At 64.4% G+C, this 19,035-nt stretch carries 16 protein-coding genes; 3 read left to right on the forward strand and 13 right to left on the reverse strand.

Annotation, left to right across the window (positions count from 1 at the left end):
* The first annotated feature begins 76 nt into the window (after positions 1-76).
* Positions 77-2,026, forward strand: coding sequence for a molecular chaperone DnaK (dnaK, locus tag GSQ83_RS28530; RefSeq protein WP_158806380.1), 1,950 nt, complete (start codon positions 77-79; stop codon positions 2,024-2,026).
* Positions 2,027-2,156: 130 nt separating this feature from the next.
* Positions 2,157-3,296 (forward strand): molecular chaperone DnaJ, encoded by a 1,140-nt coding sequence (dnaJ, locus tag GSQ83_RS28535; protein ID WP_158806382.1) that lies wholly within the window; start codon positions 2,157-2,159, stop codon positions 3,294-3,296.
* A gap of 149 nt (positions 3,297-3,445) precedes the next feature.
* Here the strand turns inward: dnaJ and GSQ83_RS28540 are convergent, their stop codons facing one another.
* From GSQ83_RS28540 to GSQ83_RS28575, 8 genes are all read right to left on the reverse strand, one after another.
* Entirely contained in the window at positions 3,446-4,441 is a 996-nt protein-coding gene (locus tag GSQ83_RS28540) for a hypothetical protein (RefSeq protein ID WP_158806384.1), read from the reverse strand.
* Between the two features lie 256 nt (positions 4,442-4,697).
* Positions 4,698-6,128, reverse strand: coding sequence for an aldehyde dehydrogenase family protein (locus GSQ83_RS28545; protein ID WP_158806386.1), 1,431 nt, complete (start codon positions 6,126-6,128; stop codon positions 4,698-4,700).
* Positions 6,129-6,228: 100 nt separating this feature from the next.
* Positions 6,229-7,191, reverse strand: a complete 963-nt coding sequence (locus GSQ83_RS28550; protein ID WP_158806388.1) for a carbohydrate kinase family protein — start codon at positions 7,189-7,191, stop codon at positions 6,229-6,231.
* A gap of 224 nt (positions 7,192-7,415) precedes the next feature.
* Entirely contained in the window at positions 7,416-8,174 is a 759-nt protein-coding gene (locus GSQ83_RS28555; RefSeq protein ID WP_158806390.1) for a GolD/DthD family dehydrogenase, read from the reverse strand.
* Positions 8,175-8,199: 25 nt separating this feature from the next.
* Positions 8,200-9,075 (reverse strand): carbohydrate ABC transporter permease, encoded by an 876-nt coding sequence (locus tag GSQ83_RS28560; protein ID WP_158806392.1) that lies wholly within the window; start codon positions 9,073-9,075, stop codon positions 8,200-8,202.
* Positions 9,072-10,010 carry a carbohydrate ABC transporter permease gene (locus tag GSQ83_RS28565; RefSeq protein ID WP_158806394.1) on the reverse strand — a complete coding sequence of 313 codons (939 nt, stop codon included), beginning with the start codon at positions 10,008-10,010 and terminating at the stop codon, positions 9,072-9,074. Before GSQ83_RS28565 ends, GSQ83_RS28560 begins: the two co-directional genes overlap by 4 nt.
* Before the next feature lie 59 nt (positions 10,011-10,069).
* Complete coding sequence (locus tag GSQ83_RS28570; protein ID WP_158806396.1) at positions 10,070-11,440, reverse strand: ABC transporter substrate-binding protein; 1,371 nt, start codon at positions 11,438-11,440, stop codon at positions 10,070-10,072.
* A 43-nt stretch (positions 11,441-11,483) separates the two neighbouring features.
* Positions 11,484-13,541: a bifunctional aldolase/short-chain dehydrogenase gene (locus GSQ83_RS28575; protein ID WP_158806398.1), complete on the reverse strand. Its 2,058-nt coding sequence runs from the start codon at positions 13,539-13,541 to the stop codon at positions 11,484-11,486.
* 115 nt (positions 13,542-13,656) lie between these two features.
* On the opposite strand from GSQ83_RS28575, the gene GSQ83_RS28580 reads away from it, so the two are divergent.
* Positions 13,657-14,718 (forward strand): sugar-binding transcriptional regulator, encoded by a 1,062-nt coding sequence (locus GSQ83_RS28580; protein ID WP_216850617.1) that lies wholly within the window; start codon positions 13,657-13,659, stop codon positions 14,716-14,718.
* Positions 14,719-14,888: 170 nt separating this feature from the next.
* Here GSQ83_RS28580 and GSQ83_RS28585 read toward each other — a convergent pair whose 3' ends face one another.
* The 5 genes from GSQ83_RS28585 to GSQ83_RS28605 form a co-directional block, all read right to left on the reverse strand.
* Positions 14,889-15,824: a sugar kinase gene (locus GSQ83_RS28585; protein WP_158806400.1), complete on the reverse strand. Its 936-nt coding sequence runs from the start codon at positions 15,822-15,824 to the stop codon at positions 14,889-14,891.
* Between the two features lie 23 nt (positions 15,825-15,847).
* A complete protein-coding gene (locus GSQ83_RS28590; RefSeq protein ID WP_158806402.1) occupies positions 15,848-16,474 on the reverse strand; it encodes a bifunctional 4-hydroxy-2-oxoglutarate aldolase/2-dehydro-3-deoxy-phosphogluconate aldolase in 627 nt (208 codons plus the stop codon).
* A complete protein-coding gene (locus GSQ83_RS28595) occupies positions 16,471-17,868 on the reverse strand; it encodes a pyridoxal-dependent decarboxylase (protein WP_158806647.1) in 1,398 nt (465 codons plus the stop codon). Before GSQ83_RS28595 ends, GSQ83_RS28590 begins: the two co-directional genes overlap by 4 nt.
* A 135-nt stretch (positions 17,869-18,003) precedes the next feature.
* Entirely contained in the window at positions 18,004-18,258 is a 255-nt protein-coding gene (locus tag GSQ83_RS28600; protein WP_158806403.1) for a hypothetical protein, read from the reverse strand.
* Between the two features lie 140 nt (positions 18,259-18,398).
* Complete coding sequence (locus tag GSQ83_RS28605) at positions 18,399-18,932, reverse strand: DUF3429 domain-containing protein (RefSeq protein WP_158806405.1); 534 nt, start codon at positions 18,930-18,932, stop codon at positions 18,399-18,401.
* Between the last annotated feature and the right edge of the window lie 103 nt (positions 18,933-19,035).

Below are 19,035 nucleotides of genomic sequence, written 5' to 3' on the forward strand. Positions count from 1 at the left end.
TATGTCTTGAAACAGTTTTCCAAGGGAAGCGCCCGGTGCTTCGGGTCGGCCGCTTCCGCTGCAAAGGGGATATTGAATGAGCAAGGTCATCGGGATCGACCTCGGCACCACAAATTCTTGCGTTGCGATCATGGAGGGCAAGGATGTCCGCGTGCTCGACAATGCCGAGGGCGCCCGCACGACGCCCAGTATAGTCGCGATCACAGAGAGCGGTGAGCGGCTGGTTGGTCAGTCGGCGAAGCGCCAGGCGGTCACCAACCCGACCAATACGATCTATGCGGTGAAGCGCCTGATCGGCCGCCGCTACGAGGATCCGCTGGTTGAGAAGGACAAGAAGCTTGTCCCCTACGCGATCGTCAAGGGCGACAATGGCGATGCCTGGGTCGAGGCCCGCAGCGAGAAATACGCGCCGAGCCAGGTGAGTGCCTTCATCCTCACCAAGATGAAGGAGACCGCCGAGGCCTATCTCGGCGAGACCGTATCGCAGGCCGTCATCACGGTTCCAGCCTACTTCAACGACGCGCAGCGCCAGGCCACCAAGGATGCCGGCCGCATTGCCGGTCTCGAAGTGCTGCGCATCATCAACGAGCCGACGGCGGCGGCGCTCGCCTATGGTCTCGACAAAAAGACCTCGGGCACGATCGCGGTCTACGACCTTGGCGGCGGCACCTTCGACGTGTCGGTGCTGGAGATCGGCGACGGCGTCTTCGAGGTGAAGAGCACGAACGGCGACACCTTCCTCGGCGGTGAGGACTTCGACATTCGCGTGATCGACTACTTCGCGGAAGAGTTCCGCCGCGAGAACGGCATCGACCTGCGCAAGGATAAGCTTGCCCTGCAGCGGCTGAAGGAAGCCGCCGAGAAGGCAAAGATCGAGCTGTCCTCCGCCAAGGAGACCGAGATCAACCTGCCCTTCATCACGGCCGACGCCTCCGGGCCGAAGCATCTCGTGATGAAGCTGACGCGCGCCAAGCTTGAGAGCCTGGTCATCGACCTAATCGACCGCACGCTGGAGCCTTGCCGCGCGGCATTGAAGGACGCCGGCGTCACGGCGGGCGAAGTCGACGAGGTGATCCTGGTCGGCGGTATGACCCGCATGCCGCGCGTCATCGAGGCGGTGAAGCAGTTCTTCGGTAAGGAGCCGGCCCGCAACGTCAATCCCGACGAGGTCGTGGCGATCGGCGCCGCGGTTCAGGGCGCCGTGCTGAAGGGCGACGTCAAGGACGTGCTGCTGCTGGACGTGACGCCTCTGTCGCTGGGTATCGAGACGCTGGGCGGCGTGTTCACGCGCCTGATCGATCGCAATACGACGATCCCGACCAAGAAGAGCCAGGTCTTCTCGACCGCCGACGACAACCAGACCGCTGTGACCATCAAGGTTCAGCAGGGCGAGCGCGAGATGGCGGCGGATAACAAGCTGCTCGGCCAGTTCGACCTGGTCGGCTTGCCGCCGGCGCCGCGTGGTGTGCCGCAGGTCGAGGTCACTTTCGACATCGACGCCAACGGCATCGTCTCGGTCTCGGCCAAGGACAAGGCGACGGGCAAGGAGCAGCAGATTCGCATCCAGGCCTCCGGCGGTCTGTCTGACGCCGATATCCAGAAGATGGTTCAGGAAGCAGAGGCGAATTCCACGGCGGATAAGGAGCGCCGCGAGTTCGTGGAGCTCAAGAACCAGGCGGACGCGCTGATCCACCAGACCGAGAAGACGCTGGCCGATGGCGGCGACAAGGTCTCCGCGCAGGACAAGGGCGAGGCGGAAGCCGCGGTATCGGCCGCGCGGACGGCCATGGAGGGCACTGACGCCGCGGTCCTGAAGTCGGCCACCGAGCGGTTGAGCCAAGTGGCGATGCGGGTCGGTGAGGCGATGTATAAGGCACAGGCGGATGCGGCTGGCGCGGCTGCCCCGGGCGCGGGCGGTCCGGGCTCGGGCGGTCCGGGCGCGGCGCCCGGCGGCGGCGGGGCCGGTTCTGACCATGTCGTCGATGCCGAGTTCGAGGAAGTGGACGATCGAAAGAAGTCCGCCTAATCAGGACCGACCGCCGGACTTAAACTGACCGGGCCTTAAGAACGGGCTGATATCATCCGAAGGCGCTGCGCTTCGAAAGAAGGCGGCGCCTTCGGAATTTCAGCGCCACAGGAAGGGCTGAAGACACTTCATGGCCAAGAGCGACTACTACTCATCCCTTGGTGTGGCGCGCGATGCCAGCGCCGACGAACTCAAGAAGGCCTATCGCAAGCAGGCGATGCAGTTTCATCCGGACCGCAATCCGGGGGACAAGGCAGCCGAGGCGCGATTCAAGGAAGTCAGTGAGGCCTACGAGGTCCTCAAGGACGACCAGAAGCGCGCGGCTTATGACCGCTTCGGCCATGCGGCCTTCGAGGGTGGCGCCGGTGCGGGCGGCTTCGACTTCTCGCAAGCCGGTGGGTTGGGCGACATCTTCGACCAGATGTTCGGCGATTTCATGGGGCGGCGCGGCGGTGGCGGCGGCGGCCGGGGTGCGCGCACCGGCAGCGACATCCGGGCCAATGCCGAGATCGACCTGACCCAGGCTTATTTCGGCGTGAAGACCGAGCTGCGCTTCGCGACCCGCGTCAATTGCGATGCCTGTGATGGTTCCGGCGCCGAGGGCAAGGACAGCAAGAGCGAGACCTGCCCGACCTGCGGCGGCATGGGCAAGGTTCGCGCGCAGCAAGGTTTCTTCCTGGTCGAGCGCAGCTGCCCAACCTGCGGCGGCGCCGGCCGGGTGATCCGCAATCCATGCCGCGTCTGCCATGGCGCGGGCACCGTGGCGCGTGAGCGGGTGTTGCAGGTCGCGATTCCCTCGGGTGTCGAGGACGGCACGCGGATCAGACTCTCAGGCGAGGGCGAGGCCGCGGGTGCCGGTGGTGTGCCGGGCGATCTCTATGTGCATGTCGCGATACAGCCGCATCCGATTTTCCAGCGCGAGGGCGCCAATATCTTCTGCCGCGTGCCGCTGCGCATCGGTCAGGCGGCGCTTGGCGGTGACGTCGAGGTGCCGGTGATCGATGGCAGCCGGGCCAAGGTGAAGATCCCCGCAGGGACGCAGAGCGGCGAGCAGTTCCGGCTGCGGTCCAAGGGATTCTCGGTGCTCCGCAGCGCGGCGCGCGGCGACATGTACATCCAGGTCGCGGTGGAGACGCCGCAGCATCTCACCCGCCGTCAGCGCGAGCTGCTGGAGGAATTCGACGAGGAAGCCCAGGGCCACCACAAGGGCAGCCCGGATTCCGAGGGATTCTTCGCGCGGGTGCGCGAGTTCTTTGACGGGAAGGCTTGAGGTGGGACGGTAGGCCGTTTGGGCGGCCATTGTTCATGGATTAGATGCTCGCCAATCCGGGTTAAGGCGTGGCCTCGGTTAACCGCATCGATTAGGATGGCCCAGTGCTAGACTGGAGGAGCGTCCCTCGCTGCAGTGGAGTGAAACCGTCACTTAGTGGGAGGCCGCGCACAATGTCTCTGGTGGCCCACAGGTGGTTTGTAGACCTTCCCTCGTTGTCCCTTCGCCTTCATGTCGGGATCCAGTAGGAAAGCGTACTCCCATCGGTTAAGATTCCCGGGCAGCCGAACAGCGTCAAACCCAAGTGGCAACAGAGTGGCGTTGATCGTACGGTTCATCGTCTGCGACAAATTATAGCGCGAACCGGGCTCCATGCCCATATTCTTCGCAATTTCCCCAGCGCTGCGATAGACGTTCGGGTTCGCCATTAGATATGCGTACACACTATTTGGATCGTCCAGGTTCGCGATGGTCCTTCCTTTTATGACAGAGGGGTTCCTTTTTGGTTCAATGGCATAACGAGAGTTCTCGTAGAATTCCTGAGGGGTCTGTGGATTTGCGTGCGGAGGCCCTGGGATGGGTGCATCGGGAGTTAGATTGAGCGTGCCGCCAGGGTATTCGGCCGAATTGGTCGGCGGTGTTTCGGTAGCCGTCGCGGGCAGATACAGAGGCAGCGTATATGCCGGAGGCGGGGGTGGAAAACCGCCGAGCTGCTGCCAGCCCGCAGTGGGCACCTCGGAGCCGGGTAGGAATGGCGTCTTGGCGTTGAAGACTTCACCATACGAGGTGTATGGATTTGCATTAAAAAGCACGGGCTGCGGGAAAGGCGGAGGCAGCGGAGAATCTGCGCCAAGCCACAAAGTATTACCTGCTGACACAGGTGTAGTAGTGGGTGAAGGAAAATTTGAGCCGATGTTAGCAAAATTGAAGCTTGGGGGCGTTACTTGCGTCGGCGCTTGGAACATTGGGTTCAGAAAGGTTCGCCTTTTTTTTACCGGAAGTTGCGATTCATCCGCTTCTGCCAGGCTGAAGGTCCTAGTCGCAGGCGGCGCCAGTACAAAGCTGGCTCCGCCTGACGATGGCTGTTGAGTGTCCGAGCCGGTGCCGTTAGGCAACACTCGGTTTATGCCATCAGCTCCGCTCATCAAGTCCTCCAGGTTGTAGTGAGCATTGGGAATCGATCGAATTTGCTCACCGCGGGCTTAATCGCTCAGTGCCCTGGCGCTACGACGGAGCTTGATTCGCATCCGGCATGTTTGATCGGCGGAAAAGCCTAAGCACTCCGCACGGGGCATAAGGGGAAGACTGTTAGGCTCGTCTCGCCCAGCCCTCTATTCTCTCCGTGAGACGCCGATGGGCAGCATCCGGCGCAGGATCCAATCCCGCGCTGGATGCCTGCCGTCAAGCCGCCTCGTAACCCACGACGCCCTTGATCTCGAGGAAGTCGTCGAGGCCCCATTCAGACCATTCGCGGCCATTGCCTGACTGCTTGTAGCCGCCGAAGGGTGCCGCGATGTCGGAGGGCGGGGCGTTGATGTAGATGGTGCCGGCGCGCATGCGGGCGGCGACGCGGCGGGCGTGTTCGAGGTCCTCGGATTGGATATAGGCGGCGAGGCCATAGACCGTGTCATTGGCCTTGGTGATCGCCTCCTCCTCGCTCTCATAGGGCATGATCGAGATGACGGGGCCGAAGATCTCCTCGCGCGCGATCCGCATGTCGTGGCTGACATTGGCGAAGACGGTGGGGCGCACGTAGTAGCCGCGCGTCAGACCGTCCGGACGGCCAGGGCCGCCGGCGACGAGATCCGCGCCTTCGTCGATGCCGGACTGGATGAGCGCCTGGATCTTGTCGAACTGAACCTGGCTCACCACCGGGCCGAGATTCGAATTGGCGCTGCGGGGATCACCAACGACGAAGTTCTTCGCGGCGTCGCGCGCGAGATCGACCACCTCGGCATGGCGCGCGCGGGGCACGAACATGCGCGTGGGGGCGTTGCAGCTCTGGCCGCTATTGCTGAAGCAATTGGCGATGCCCTCGGGCACGCGCTTCGCGAAATCGGCGTCGTCCAGCAGGATATTCGCGGATTTGCCGCCGAGTTCCTGATGCACGCGCTTGACCGTATCGGCGGCGGCCTTGGCGACCAGGATACCGGCGCGGGTCGAGCCGGTGAAGGACATCATGTCGATGCCCGGATGTGAGGAAATAGCGGCGCCCACCACGCCACCCTCGCCATTGACCATGTTGAAGACACCGGCGGGCACCCCGGCGGCCTGCATGACCTCGGCGAAAATGACGCCGGTCACGGGCGCGATCTCGCTGGGCTTGAGAACCATAGTGCAGCCGGAGGCGAGCGCCGGGCCGACCTTGCAGGTGATCTGGTTGAGCGGCCAGTTCCAAGGCGTGATCATGCCGACGACGCCGATCGGTTCCTTCACGATCCGCGTGCTGCCGCGCATTTCCTCGAAACGATACTCCTTGAGGACGCGCAGAATCTCGCGGAGATGGGCCTGGCCGATCCAGGCCTGGGCGCTGCGGGCCCATTCGAGCGGCGCGCCCATCTCACGCGACACCGCATCGACGATATCCTCGTAGCGCTTGTCGTATTCGGCGTTGACGGCCTCCAGCAGCTCGATGCGCTCTTTCACGGTCGCGCGGGAGAAGCTGTCGAAGGCGCGGCGGGCGGCTTTTACCGCGAGGTCGACATCGGCGCCGCTGCCGACGGAGATTTCGGTGAAGGCGTCCTCGGTCGAGGGGTCGATGACCTCAACTCTCTTCGGTGTGATGGGATCGACCCAGGCGCCATCGATGTAGAATTTCAAATTGTTCGTCATCGCCTATTCCCTCCGGCCATGCGCTGGGCGGTTCGTCTGCCGCCACGCTTTGATCCGCAACTATCCTCCGGCTAGGGCATGCCCGCAACAGGCGAGGCGATCACCGCTTGAGGGGCAGCCGGTCCATTGCCGCCTCGGTGGAGGCGAAATCGACGATGCCCGCATCCGAGCCGAGGCCGCCCGCGACGAGCGCTCCGCAGGTGCCTCCGAACCGAGCCGCGCGTTCGATATCCCAGCCGCGATGCAGCGCCGCGATGAGGCCGCCGGTGAAGGCATCGCCGCAGCCCGTCGTATCGACGACCTGGATGTCATGGGCGGACAGGCGGAAGGTGGTGTCGGGCGTGGAGACGAAACAGCCCTCGCCGCCCATGGTCAGCAGGCAGGTGTGGACGCCGAGATCGTGGAAGTAGCGCGCCGCATCCTCGGGGTCCTCGCGGCCGCAGAGGGCGGTGGCCTCCTCGATGCTGGGGGCGAAGTAATCGACGTATTGCATCGCTGGCGCGATCTTCTCCATCAGTGGCGCGGTCGCGAAAATGAGGTCGAAGGTGGTGATGCGGCCAGCGGCTTTGGCGGCGGCCAGCATGGCGCGTGTGGGCTCGCCATCCATGGTCGTGAGCAGGCCATTGCCGCCCATATGGACGAATTTGGCGTCGAGCACGGTGGGGTAATCCGCCGGGGTGATGTTGAGCACTTCCGACGCACCGCGCACATGCAGGCAAGGGCGCTCGCCATTTGGCCGCACGGCGAGGATGGAGGCGGCGGTATGCACGCCGGGATGACGCTGCATGGCGCTGATGTCGATGCCGAAGCCTTCCAGCGTCGAGAGGACGAAGCGGCCTTTCTCATCCTCTCCTACGGCACCGACCGCGAGCGCCTTCATGCCGAGCTTCGCGCAGTCGATGATGGTGCCGCCGGCGGTGCCCGCCACCGTCAGGCGGATTTCCTCGATGAAGTCGGCATTGCCGCCCGAGGGAATGCCGCGCACCGGCCGGCCCAGCACGTCGATGCAGTAGAGTCCGACGACGCTGATGTCATGCTTGGGAGCGGGCGAGGCTGCGGACATTGTGGCGCTCATCTCTCGTGTTTGGGTCTATGCCGGGCGCTTAGAGCGGGGTGTTTTCGGTTCGAATCGAGCCCATTCCACTACGTCATGCTCGGCGAAGGCCGAGCATTCACGCCTTGCTTCCTCCAAGAAGAAGGCGTGGATGGCACGCCTTCGCGTGCCATGACGAAGCTCTGGGGCGCGGCTCAATTCTTTTCGTCGCGGTTCAGCCGAAGACATCACGCTCAGGTGATCGTGTAGCCGCCATCGATCACCATGTTCTCGCCGTTGATCATGCCGGCGGCGCCGCTCACCAGATACAGCACCGCATGGGCGATTTCCTCCGGCTCGCCGAAACGCTGCACCGGGATTTTGGCGCGGAACGCATCGCCGCGTTCGCCGGTCCAGACCAGGCGGCCCATGTCGGTGTTGATGACGGTGGGGGAGATGGTGTTGCAGGTGATGCCGAAAGGTCCCCATTCCAGCGCGAGAACCTTGGTCATGCCGATGACGCCAGCCTTGCTGGCGGCATAGGCGACGTGGTCGTAGAGCGCGACCAGCGCCGCCTGGCTGGCGAGGCTGACGATGCGGCCGTATTTGCGCTCGATCATGTGCTTGCCGACCGCCTGCGAGAACAGGAAGGTGGGACGCAGGTTGATGCTCATGGTGGTGTCCCAGAGCTCGGTCGTGGTCTCCAGCGCCGGGGCGGTGAGGCCGACGCCAACATTGTTGAGCAGGATGTCGATGCGGCCGGTGCGCTGGATGATGCTCTCGACGCCGGCACGGACCTTTGACTCATCCCGCACATCGATCGCGAGGCCGAAGCTGTCATTGCCGAGCGCCGAGGCGATCGAGCCCACGTCGGGATTCTGGTCGACGATGACGACGCGCGCGCCTTGCTCGGCGAGCAGGCTGGCAATCGCGTGACCGATGCCGCGCGCGCCGCCGGTGACGAGGGCGACCTGGCCCGTAAGGTCATAGGCTTTTTGCAGGCTGGTGCTCATGGCGAGGATTCCTCGATCGTGACGATTATTTGCCGCCGGCGAAGGCGTGCAGGCCGCTCAGCAAGGCGCGGTGGAAGATGATCGCGATCAGCACGGTCGGCAATGACAGCAGCAGCCCGGCCGCCGCCATGTGTCCATATTCCGGGTTCATGCCATTGGCGAGGAAGCCCGCGACCTGCACCGGGAAGGTGATGTTGCTGGAGGTGATGACGAAGGCGATGAAGAACTCGTTCCACGTCAGGATCGTCACCAGCAGACCGGCGGCGGCGATCGAGGCGCGGGTCATCGGCAGGATGATATGCCAGAAGGCGCCCCAGCGCGTGCAGCCGTCGATACGCGCGGCTTCCTCCGCATCCTCCGGCAGGCCGCGCAGATAGGCGAGCATGATCCAGCTCGTCAGCGGCAGGTTGATGGCGATGTAGAGCAGCATGAGCCCGAGCTCGTTGTTGAGCAGATGGACCCGCAGGAAGATGAAGTAGAAGGGCATGATGAGGGCGGCCGGCGGCATCATGCGCGTCGAGATGATCCAGCTTTCGAGCTGACGGTTGAAGCGCGTGCGGAAGCGCGACAGGGCATAGGCCATCAGCGGCCCAAAGATGACGGAGAACAGCACCGAGACGGCGACCACGCGGATGCTGCGATAGATCGCGGCGTGATCCAGGTTGTTCAGAACCCAGTCGATATTCTCCATGGTCGGCGGGCTGGGAAACCACACCGGCATCTCGGACTGGATCTGGACCTTGAACTTGAAGGTGGTGTTGACCAGCCAATAGAGCGGCAGCATCCAGACGCCGAGAAACAGCGCGAGCGCGATGCGGCCGATAATCGTCGTGAGCGTGCCGCGCCGGAAGCGCGGACGGCGCGCGGCGGTGGGCATACCGAGCGGAAGCGCCGCGCTCATTGATACACCTGCACGTCCCACTTCGCGACCTTGAGCCAGACCGCGGTGCTGATAAGGCCTAGGATCAGGGTGATGACACCGGCGGCGGCCGCGACCGAGACCTGGCTGCTCTCCGAAATGCCGATCTTGTAGATGTAGAGCGAAAGATCGACCGTTGCATTGCCCGGGCCGCCGTTGGTCAGCAATTCGGTGGCCGCGAAGACCTGGCTGCACAGGATGAACTCGAAGATCGCGGCCACGGCGAGCAGCGGGCGCAGCAGCGGCAGATGGATGTGCCACAGCGCGCGCCAGAAACTCGCGCCGTCGATCATGGCGGCTTCGATGGGCTCGATCGGCAGGCTTTTGATGCCGCCCAGCAGCAGGATCACGGCGAGCGGCGACCATTGCCAGGTTTGCACGAAGATGATGGTCAGCAGCGCGCCGAGCGAGGTGCCGGTGGGGGCGATGAGCGCGCCGGTCAGGAAGGCGACGATCTGCGGCACCGGACCATACAGCGGATCGAGCATGAGGCTGAAAACCAGCGCCATGGCGACCGGGGACACGGCGAGCGGGATCAGCACGAGGACCGTCACCAGCCCATCCAGGCGGCCCGCGAAAAGGTGGATGAGATAGGCGATGACCAGGCCGATGACGATGGCGGCGGCGGTCGAGCCGAAGGAGACGATGAGAGTGATGAGCAGCGCATGCTGGCCGACGGGGCTGCCCAGGACCTGAGCGTAATTCGCCAGGCCGACGAAATGGACCTTGTTGTTGGGCAACGAGATGTCGACGTTGATGAAGGATAGATAGAGGGCATAGAGGAAGGGCGGCAGCGACAGCACGGCAAGCAGGAGAAACCCCGGCAAAGGCACGAGCCACGGGCTGCGCAGCCACGAACGGCGCCGTGGTGCCAAGCGCGGCGAGCTTCCGATGGCGATGCCTCCTGTTGCCGTCATCCGCATTCCTTCTAGATCAAGGCCTGGCCGATGACCGGCCGAGCCTTTTCAGCATGCGATCAGTTGCTGGGAAACAGCTCCTCGTATTGGCGCGGCGTATTGAGCACGCCTTCCGTCTTGAAGCGGTCGGAGACTTCGGCGGCGGCGGCGTCGAGAGCATCCTTCGCCGTGGTGCTGCCGGTGAAGACGCTTTCGATATGGGCGCCGATGATGTCACCCATTTCGCGCCATTGCGGGATCATCGGACGGTAATTCGTCTTGGTGATCTTCTGCCCTTCCGACACCGCTTCGATATAGGCGGGATCGAGCTTGCTTTTCAGCAGCGCGGATTGGTTGACCGATTTGCGGTCCTCGTTGCCGATGCCTTGCGCCGTGCGGGCGAATTCCATCTGCTGCGAGGTCGCCCATTGCAGGAAGTCGCTGGTGGCGGTGAAAGCCTTGCTGGACGGATCGACGCTGGCGGCGACCGCGAGGCCGATCGCGTAATTGGCCGGGTAGGCGCCCTTCGGACCGGCGGGCACAACGGCATAGCCGACATTGCCGACGACGTTGGACTGCTTCGGATCGTTGAAGGTCGGGTAGAAGGCTGTGCTTTCCACCGTCATCGCCACGCGGCCGGCGGCGAAGGAGGAGGACACTTGCGGCCAGCCCCAGGTGCCGGAGCCCGGCGGGCCGGCATCATGGATGATCTTGGCGTAATGTTCGGTGCCTTCGATCGCTTCCGGGCTATTGAAGACCGGCTGCATCTGCGGGCCGAGGAAGTCGCCGCCATAGCTGCGCAGCCACTCGGTCCAGGTATAGACATTCATGCCCTCGCCACGCAGGCCGCGCAGCGCGATGCCATAGGTGCGGGGCGCGTTCTTGAGTTTCACGGCTGCATCTTCGAGTTCCGCGATCGTCTTGGGCACCGCGATGTTTTTCGCGGCAAGGAGATCCTTGCGGTAGTACAGGATCGTGACCTCGGAATAGATTGGCAGGCCGCTCAATTTGCCCTGCCAGGAATAGGCGGATTTCAGGCTGTCGAAGAGGTCGTCGATCTTATAGGCAGGCTTAATGACGCTATCGAGCGGCTGCACCCATTTGTTCGACGCGAAAAGCGGAATGTAGTTGTCGTCGAGGCAATAGAGCTGGAAGCCACCGGCCTTGTTCGCGGCATCCGCGACGATGTGGCTGCGCAGATCGTTCTCGGGGTAGTCGGTGAAGTTGATCTTGGCGCCGGTATATTGCTCGAACAGCGCCTTGTGGCTCTCGATGAAGTCCATGGCCGGCAGATGGCGGCAGGCGACATTGATGGTGACGCCCGAGAAGGCGTTGGCCTGGGCGAAGTCGGGCAGCGAGGACTTCACCGCGGCCTCATAATCCTGGGCATACGCGGCGGCCGGGAGCAGCATCAGCGAGAAGGCGAAGGCGGGAAGGCTAGTGTATTTCATGGAAGTCTCCCCTGGATTGTTGTTGCTTTTGGTTGGAACGAACTCAGCGCAGCATGGCGGCGACATTGCCGCCATCGACGGTGATGATATTGCCGGTGGTTTTAGCGAGCAGCGCGGAAGCGACGAAGGCTTGCGCCACATCCTCGGCGGTGACTTCAGTACGCAGCAGATTGCCGGCCATGTAATCCTCGGGCGTGAGGCCGCGGGCGGCGGAGCGTTCGGCGATCATCTGTGGCGAGAGCAGGCCGGAACGGATGCGATCCGCATTCACCGCATTCACGCGAATGCCCTCGGCGCCATGCTCCAGGGCGTATTGCCGCACAAGGGCAAGAAGCGCCGCTTTGGAGGTGCCGTAGGCGCCGAAATTCGCGCCGGGATTGACCGCCTGTTTCGAGACGTTGAAGAGCAGGACGCCGCCCATGCCTTGCTGACGGAATACGCGGACGGCTTCTCGGGCGATGTTTTGATGGCCGAAGAAGTTCAGCTCGAAGCTTTCGCGCAGAACGGCGTCATCCATATCCGCCATCGATCCGGCATGGGCGGCGCCGGCATTCGAGACGACGATGTCGATGCCACCGAAAGTCGCCGCGATTTCGGCGATCGCGTTTTTCACCGAGGCCGGGTCTGTTACATCGCAACCGATCGCCAAAGCGCGGCCGCCGATCGCGTCGCGCGTGGTTTTCGCGCGCGCGGCGTCCAGGTCGAGGATGGCGAGTTCGGCGCCTTCCGCCGCGAAAGCGCGCGCCGTCGCGGCACCGATCGCACCGCCACCGCCGGTGACGAGAACGACATGACGCGCGAGGCGTTTCTCGCTGCCCTTGCCGAGCTTGGCCTGTTCGAGCGACCAGTATTCCATCTCGAAATGGTCGGCGGCGGTGATCGATTCGAAAGTGCCGACGGTCTCCGCGTCCAGCACCGCGTCGATCCAGGCTTCCGCGACATCGGCGGAGATGACGGCCTCAGCGGCGCTTTTCCCGACGCCGATGATGCCGAAGCCCGGAACCACGAAAACGCGCGGTAGGGGATCGAGCGGCTTCTTGATGCCGCCGACGCGCGCATTGTGTTCGGCGAAGTAGCGTTGATACGCGTCGGTGAATTCGTGCAGCGCGACGGTTGCGGCTTCGCGCCACTGATCGTCATTGGGAATCGGCGCGGGCAGGAAGGCCGGCGCGGATTTGATGCGGATGACCTGTTCGGGCGTCGCGACGCCGCGCGTGCCGTAATCGCGCAATCCCTGGCCGTTGACGAAACGCAAAATGCGATCGCTGGATCGGCGAGATAACAGCCAGCGCGTCGGCGCGACACCGCGAGCGGATTCCGCGATGACGCCGCGCAAGACAGGGAGAATTGCCTCGGAACCGGCGACTTCGGCGGGCAGGTTCACCGGATGGAAGCCGGCATTGTCCTGGCCCTGCTCGGCGACATAACGCTCCATCAGCGTGACCATTTCGATCATCAGCTCATAGGCGCCGCGCGCGGTTTCCGCGAAGGTGAAGATGCCGTGCTTGGCGAGCAGCAGACCCTCGACCCTGGGGTCGCGCTCATAGACCTCGGCGGCGAGTTTCGCGAGCTGGAAACCCGGCATGATGTAGGGCACGAAACCACAGCGGCCGCCGAAAATCTTTTGGCAAACGGCCTCCGCGTCAGGCAAAGCGGCTATGGCGGTCGAGGTGATCGAATGCGTGTGGTCGATGAACTTATGCGGCAGGTAGGCGTGGAGAAGCGTCTCGACCGAGGGGTTGGGCGCATTGGTGTCGAGCAGATTCTGACGCTGGGCATTCACCATGTCCTCATCGGACAAAGCGGAAAGGGTGCGCAGTTTCGCGAGCGGTTGCATGCGAACGGCGGGATGGCCGTCCGGCTCGATCACCGCGAGGTCGCGCCCGCTGCCTTTGACACAGAGCACATCGACGGGCTCGCCGAACAAATTCGGCACGCTCGTCTTCACCGAGGTATTGCCGCCACCATGCATGACGAGGCGGGGCACGCCACCGAGCAGGCGCGAGCTATAGGTGCGAAGGGCGAGATCCTCATTGACACCAAGCGCCGCATAGCGCTCGACGCAAAGCCGCGCATCATCTTCGGACCAGAGACTGTCCATTTTCCCCCGCGCGGCCGATGTGCAGGAACCTTTTGGGCCTGCCGTTGAAACTACCTGTAGATCGCGGCGAAAACAGATGTCAAATGCTAATGGCAAACGTCCGGGGAGCTTGCGGATGGCGGGTCGAGGGGTAGTCGCCGAAGCGCGGGTCGAAGCGGTTCCGCGAATGCGACGGGATGCGCTGGCCCCTCCAACCGAGTTTGGCGGCGATCCGGTGATCTGGGCGGCCTGGCTTTACTATGAAGAGGGGATGACGCAGGAAGAGATCGCGCGGCAGCTCGGAGTGTCGCGTGGCAGCGTCGTAAACCTGCTGCAGGAGTCACGAGATTCCGGAATCGTCACGATCTCTGTTGCGGCGCACCATTTGCGCTCGGTCAGTTTGGCGCGACAGATTTCCGAGCGTTTTGGGTTGCCCGAATGTCTCGTCATTCCCGATGATGGCGGCCGCACGCCGGAGCACGAGCGCGTTGGACGGGCAGCCGCGCGGCTGCTGGTGGAACGTTTGCAGCCGGATGACGTGCTGGGCGTTTCATGGGGCCGCACGGTTTTGGCTCTGTCACAGGCGGTGCCGGCGCGGGCGCTGCCTTCGGTTTCGGTCGTGCAGATCACCGGCAGCGCGATCGGCACCTATGGTTTTTCCGCCGAGCTTTGCGCCTCCAACATCGCCAATCGCATTGGTGCGCGGTGCGTCTATCTGCATGCGCCTGGGATCGTCTCGCATCGTGACGTGAAGCGCATGCTGATGCGGGAGCCCGCATTGATCGAGCAGTTCCGCATTCTGCGCAGCTGCAACAAGATCATCTTCGGCGTGGGCAGTGTGGCCGCCTCCAGCACCGCCTTCGACACGGGTTTTCTGACGGCGGCGGAGGGGGCGCCCTATCTGGCACAAGGCGCGGTCGCGGTGCTCGCGGGGCGTTTTCTCGATGCGGAGGGTCGGCCGCTTGCAGGGGAGCTGGATGGCCGGATGATCGGCATGACGGTGCCCGAGATCGCGCGGATCCCGGAGAAGATCTGCATCGCGGGCGGCCCGGATAAAGCGGCGCCAATTCGTGCGCTGTTGGTTGGGGGTTACGTCACGACGCTGGTGACTGACGAAACGACGGCGCGGTTGGTGCTTGCTTTGCCAGCAACGGAGACGCGCCGTTCCGGCAAGCGGCGGGCGGTGGTGTTGGGGTGAATGTGGACTGGAGCGTGGTGTCTCTAGTCGGAACCGTTCTCACTTCACAACGTCATGCTCGGCGTAGGCCGAGCATCCACGCCTTTTCTTGCGTGACGGAGGCAAGGCGTGGATGGCACGCCTTCGCGTGCCATGACGGATCTTGGGGTGCCGTTGAGTATTGGATCGCCCTAACGGTTCCGCATCGCCATGGCGGCGAAGACTTCGGGTGCATGGGGGATAGGCGCGACGGCTCCGTAGCCGGTGGTCGAGATGGCGGCGGCGGCGGCGGCGTAATGGGCGGCGTCCTCATTCGGCTCGCCGGCCAGAAGACGGGCGAGCAGGGCGCCGCAGAAGGTGTCGCCGGCGCCGGTGGCATCCACGGCGGCGACGGTGAAGGCCGGGATGCGCTGCCGTCCGGCGGGTGTGCCGACATAAACGCCCTGCTCGCCCATCTTCAGCACGACCAGGCCCGGGCCGAGGCCGAGGTAGAAGTCGAGGATCGCCTCGGGATCCTCGAGACCGGTCAGCAGCCTGGCGTCTTCCAGGCCCGGCAGCGCGACATCGGCCTGGCAGATCGCTGCGTGGATAACGGCGGCGGCGCGGAGCGGCGGCCAGAGGGCGGGGCGATAGTTGGTGTCGTAAGCGACAGCGACGCCATGCTTTCGGGCGACGGCGAAGGCGTGGAAGATGGCGTCGGCGGCGCTCTCGGAGATACCCTGGCTGATGCCTGAGGCGAAGACCAAGCGGGCGCCGGCGATCGTCGACTCGGGGATATCGGCGACGGCCAGTGTCGATGCCGCCGAGCCTCGGCGGTGATAGGTGAAGCGATGGCCGTCCGGGCCATGGGTCACGAAATAGGCCCCGGTCGGATGCGCGATCGAGCGCTTGACCGTGCTGGTATCGATGCCCTCGGCCTTCCAAAGAGAAAGGAGCGAGTCGCCGCCGGGATCTTCGCCAATCGCGGTGAGGTAGCCGACCTTGGCGCCCTGCCGGGCGGCGGCGATGGCGACGTTGGACGTGTCCCCGCCATGGCCCTGCTGATAGAGCACGCGGCCATCATCCGTTGCCGGGAGCTGGTTATATTCCAGCAACGGCTCGCCGATGCAGAGAAGATCGACTGCCATCTTCGCGATATGCGCCCGGACTGTCAGGTGGAGGCCATGATCTGTTCGGCGGCGGCGGTGACCGCCGCACGATCGCCCGCGGCGACTAGTCCCTCGTCGCAGAGCTTGCCGCCCATGCCGACAAAGCTCGCCCCCGCCGCGAGATAGGCTGCGACATTGCTCGGGTCGACGCCGCCGGTCGGGCAGAAGACGACCTCGGGGAAGACACTGCAGAGCGACTTGATATGGGCGGGTCCGCCGGCCGAACTGGCGGGGAATATCTTGACGACCTGCGCCCCGGCCTTGCGGGCCGCGCGCACCTCGGTCGGCGTCATGGCGCCGGACATCAGGATGGCGCCCGCCGCGCGGCAGGGTGCGACGAGATCGGGATCGACCCAGGGCGAGACGAGGAAACGCGCGCCGGCGCGCAGGCAGATATCGGCCGTGGCGGCATCCGGCACCGTGCCGGCGCCCACCAGCAGAGAGGCATCTGTGGAAAGCTCCCGGATCAGGGCAGGTGCGTCGGGGATCGTCATGGTGATCTCGAAGATGCGGAGGCCGGCGTCATGGAGCCAGCGCACCGCGGTCGCGGCATGAGCCGCGTTCTTCATGCGAAGGACGGGCACGACGCGGGCCGCCTTTAGCTGCCCGATCAAGGGGTGTTCGCTCATGGTTCGACTTTCCTCCCGTGATCGCCTTGTCGGCCGCTTCGCCGCCGCCCCGTCGCCAGAACCGCCTCGACCAGGATGTCGGCGTCCTCGATGCGGCTGCGATGATTGACGAAGGCGGCCCGGATGGCCAGAGCGCCGCCGATCACGGTGGTGGAAGGGGCAGCGATACCGGCTTCCTGCAGGTCGGCGGCGAGTTCGGCGTTGAGGTTATCCGGGTCCGTGCCACGATAGCGGAAGCAGACGATGTTGAGTGGCACCGGCGCCAGGAGTTCGAGTTCGGGCTCGGCGCGGATCCGCTCGGCGAGATGGCGGGCGATGGTGCAGCTTTGTTGGGCCACGGCGCCCAGGCGGTCGGCGCCGAAGGCTTGCAGGGTGAACCACACCTTCAGCGCGCGGAAGCCACGCGAGAGATCCGGGCCGAGGTCGCAGGGCCAGGGCGCATTGGCGGCGAGGCCGCGCGCGCCGGGTCGCAGATAGGCGGCGGACGAGGCGAAGGTCGCGAGCTGATCTGCCTGGTCGCGCACCAGGATGCAGCCGGCGTCGTAGGGCACTTGGGCCCATTTGTGGAAGTCGAAGGCGATCGAGCGGGCGCGGTCCATGCCTCGCACGAGATGACGCAGGCCGGGGGCGAGAGCTGCTAAAGCGCCGAACGCGCCATCGACGTGGAACCAGAGATCCTCGGCGGCGCAGAGATCGGCGATGGCGGGGAGGTCGTCGAAGGCGCCGATATCGACGGAGCCGGCGGTGCCGATCACCATGAAGGGTTTCGCGCCCTGTTGCCGGTCGGCGGCGATGGCGGCGGCGAGGGCGGATTGGTCCATCGCGAAGTCGTTGTTCGTCGGGATGAGGCGGAGGGCGGCGCTGCCGATGCCGGCCATGTCGAGCGCATCCGGAACGCAGCGGTGGGCGGAAGCCGAGGCGTAGGCGGTGAGCCGAACGTCTCTGAGACCGTCCCGGCGGCAGTCCGCCCCCAAGGCCGCGGTGCGCGCCATGAGGACGGCCATGAAATTGGCCATCGAACTGCCGGTGACGAGGAGGCCGCCAGCTGTAGCGGGAAGGCCGAAGGCCTCGGCGGCCCAGCGGATAACCTGTCGCTCGACCTCGACGGGGGCGTGGTCACGGCCGCCCAGATTGGCGTTCAGGCCTGCGGCGAGCATCTCCGCCAGCATGCCGACGGGAGTGCCGCCGCCGTGAACCCAGCCCATGAAGCGTGGATGGGTATTGCCGGTGCCGTAGGGGAGAATCTGTTCGCGGAACTGATCGTAGATCGTCGCAAGAGGGCACGGCGCGGGATCGAGCGGCGCTCGCAGGGTTTCGCGCGTGGCATCGGGTAGAGGCCGCCAGACGGGCTCGGTTCGCCGGTCACGCAGATGGTCGATCATGTCGTCGAGCATGCGATGCCCGATCCTGCGAAAGGCCTCCCAATCCTTGGGATCGAGATCGGTTTCGGCTTTCAGTTCTGCAATTATGTCCGGCACGACGCCCTTATGAGGGGCCTCCGCCGTGGGCGGAAGAGGGGAGTTTCCCGCTCAGCAAAGACCCCAGGCGCCGAACCCCTGCTGGTCACGGTGCATCCCATCGAGCTGAAGGCCGGACCGGCCGAAATCCTGGCCAACCGACCAAGTCATCGCATCCGCGAAGGCGATCTCGTCAAAAGGCTCGTGGTCCTCGAAAGTCTCAAGCTCCGGCATCTGGCGAAACGCGACGCCATCGGGCCGCACGAAGGGCAGCACCGTCGCCCCCTCCGAAACCGGCTGCTTGCCGGTCACCATCTTCCCAAGCATTTCGCACTCCTGTCGTCGTCGCGACCGATTTTAGACTTATTTGCGCCACATTTACTAGTGCGCTCGGCCTGGACCTCATTTTCTCAACCTTATCAATGCATCAATATGGCACGACCGAGGCAAATTGCGGCGGCGAATCGCTACAAGATCACGCGAGCCCCGGTCAGGCGGAGCACCACGACGGTGGTCAGGATGGCGACTACGACGACCGTGAGCGCCCAGCGCAGCCATAGATAGCGTTTCGACAGGAAGCCGTAGCGATGGCCACCCTGCTCGCCAACCATGGTCGCGATGAAGCCCGCGATGAGCACGCAGAGGCCGATCGCGGGCGCCGGCGCTAGGATACCGACCAGCAATGCGACCCAGCCGATCAGAGCCGGCAGAATGCCGAGCGCGATGCGGCCCTGCTGAACGCGGCTCGGGATCGTGCCCGGAACTCCGCCCACGCGAGTGGATGGCAGGCCGAGCTCATCGACCTCGCCTTCCGCCAGCACCCAGCCCCAGTGGATGCCGCCCAGGAAAGAGAGGATCACGGCGCCATAGGCCAGCAAGGCGATCATTCCATGCGCCTGGGATGGCGCCTGCCAGGCGCAAGCGAGATAGGCGCAGGCTAGAAAGGGGACGAGGCCCAACACGCTGAGCAGCAAGACCAGGGGGTGATTGGCGCGGATCATGGCATCTTCTTTCTTGGCTCGTTTGGCGGCTTGTTCCCGGCATCTTCGCATGCCGGGAGGGGTTTAGGCGTTAGCTGCTGCCAAGCGACGCGCCTTCGCAGGT

It is taken from the genome of Acidisoma sp. L85 (assembly GCF_009765865.1).
Taxonomy (GTDB): Bacteria; Pseudomonadota; Alphaproteobacteria; order Acetobacterales; family Acetobacteraceae; genus Acidisoma.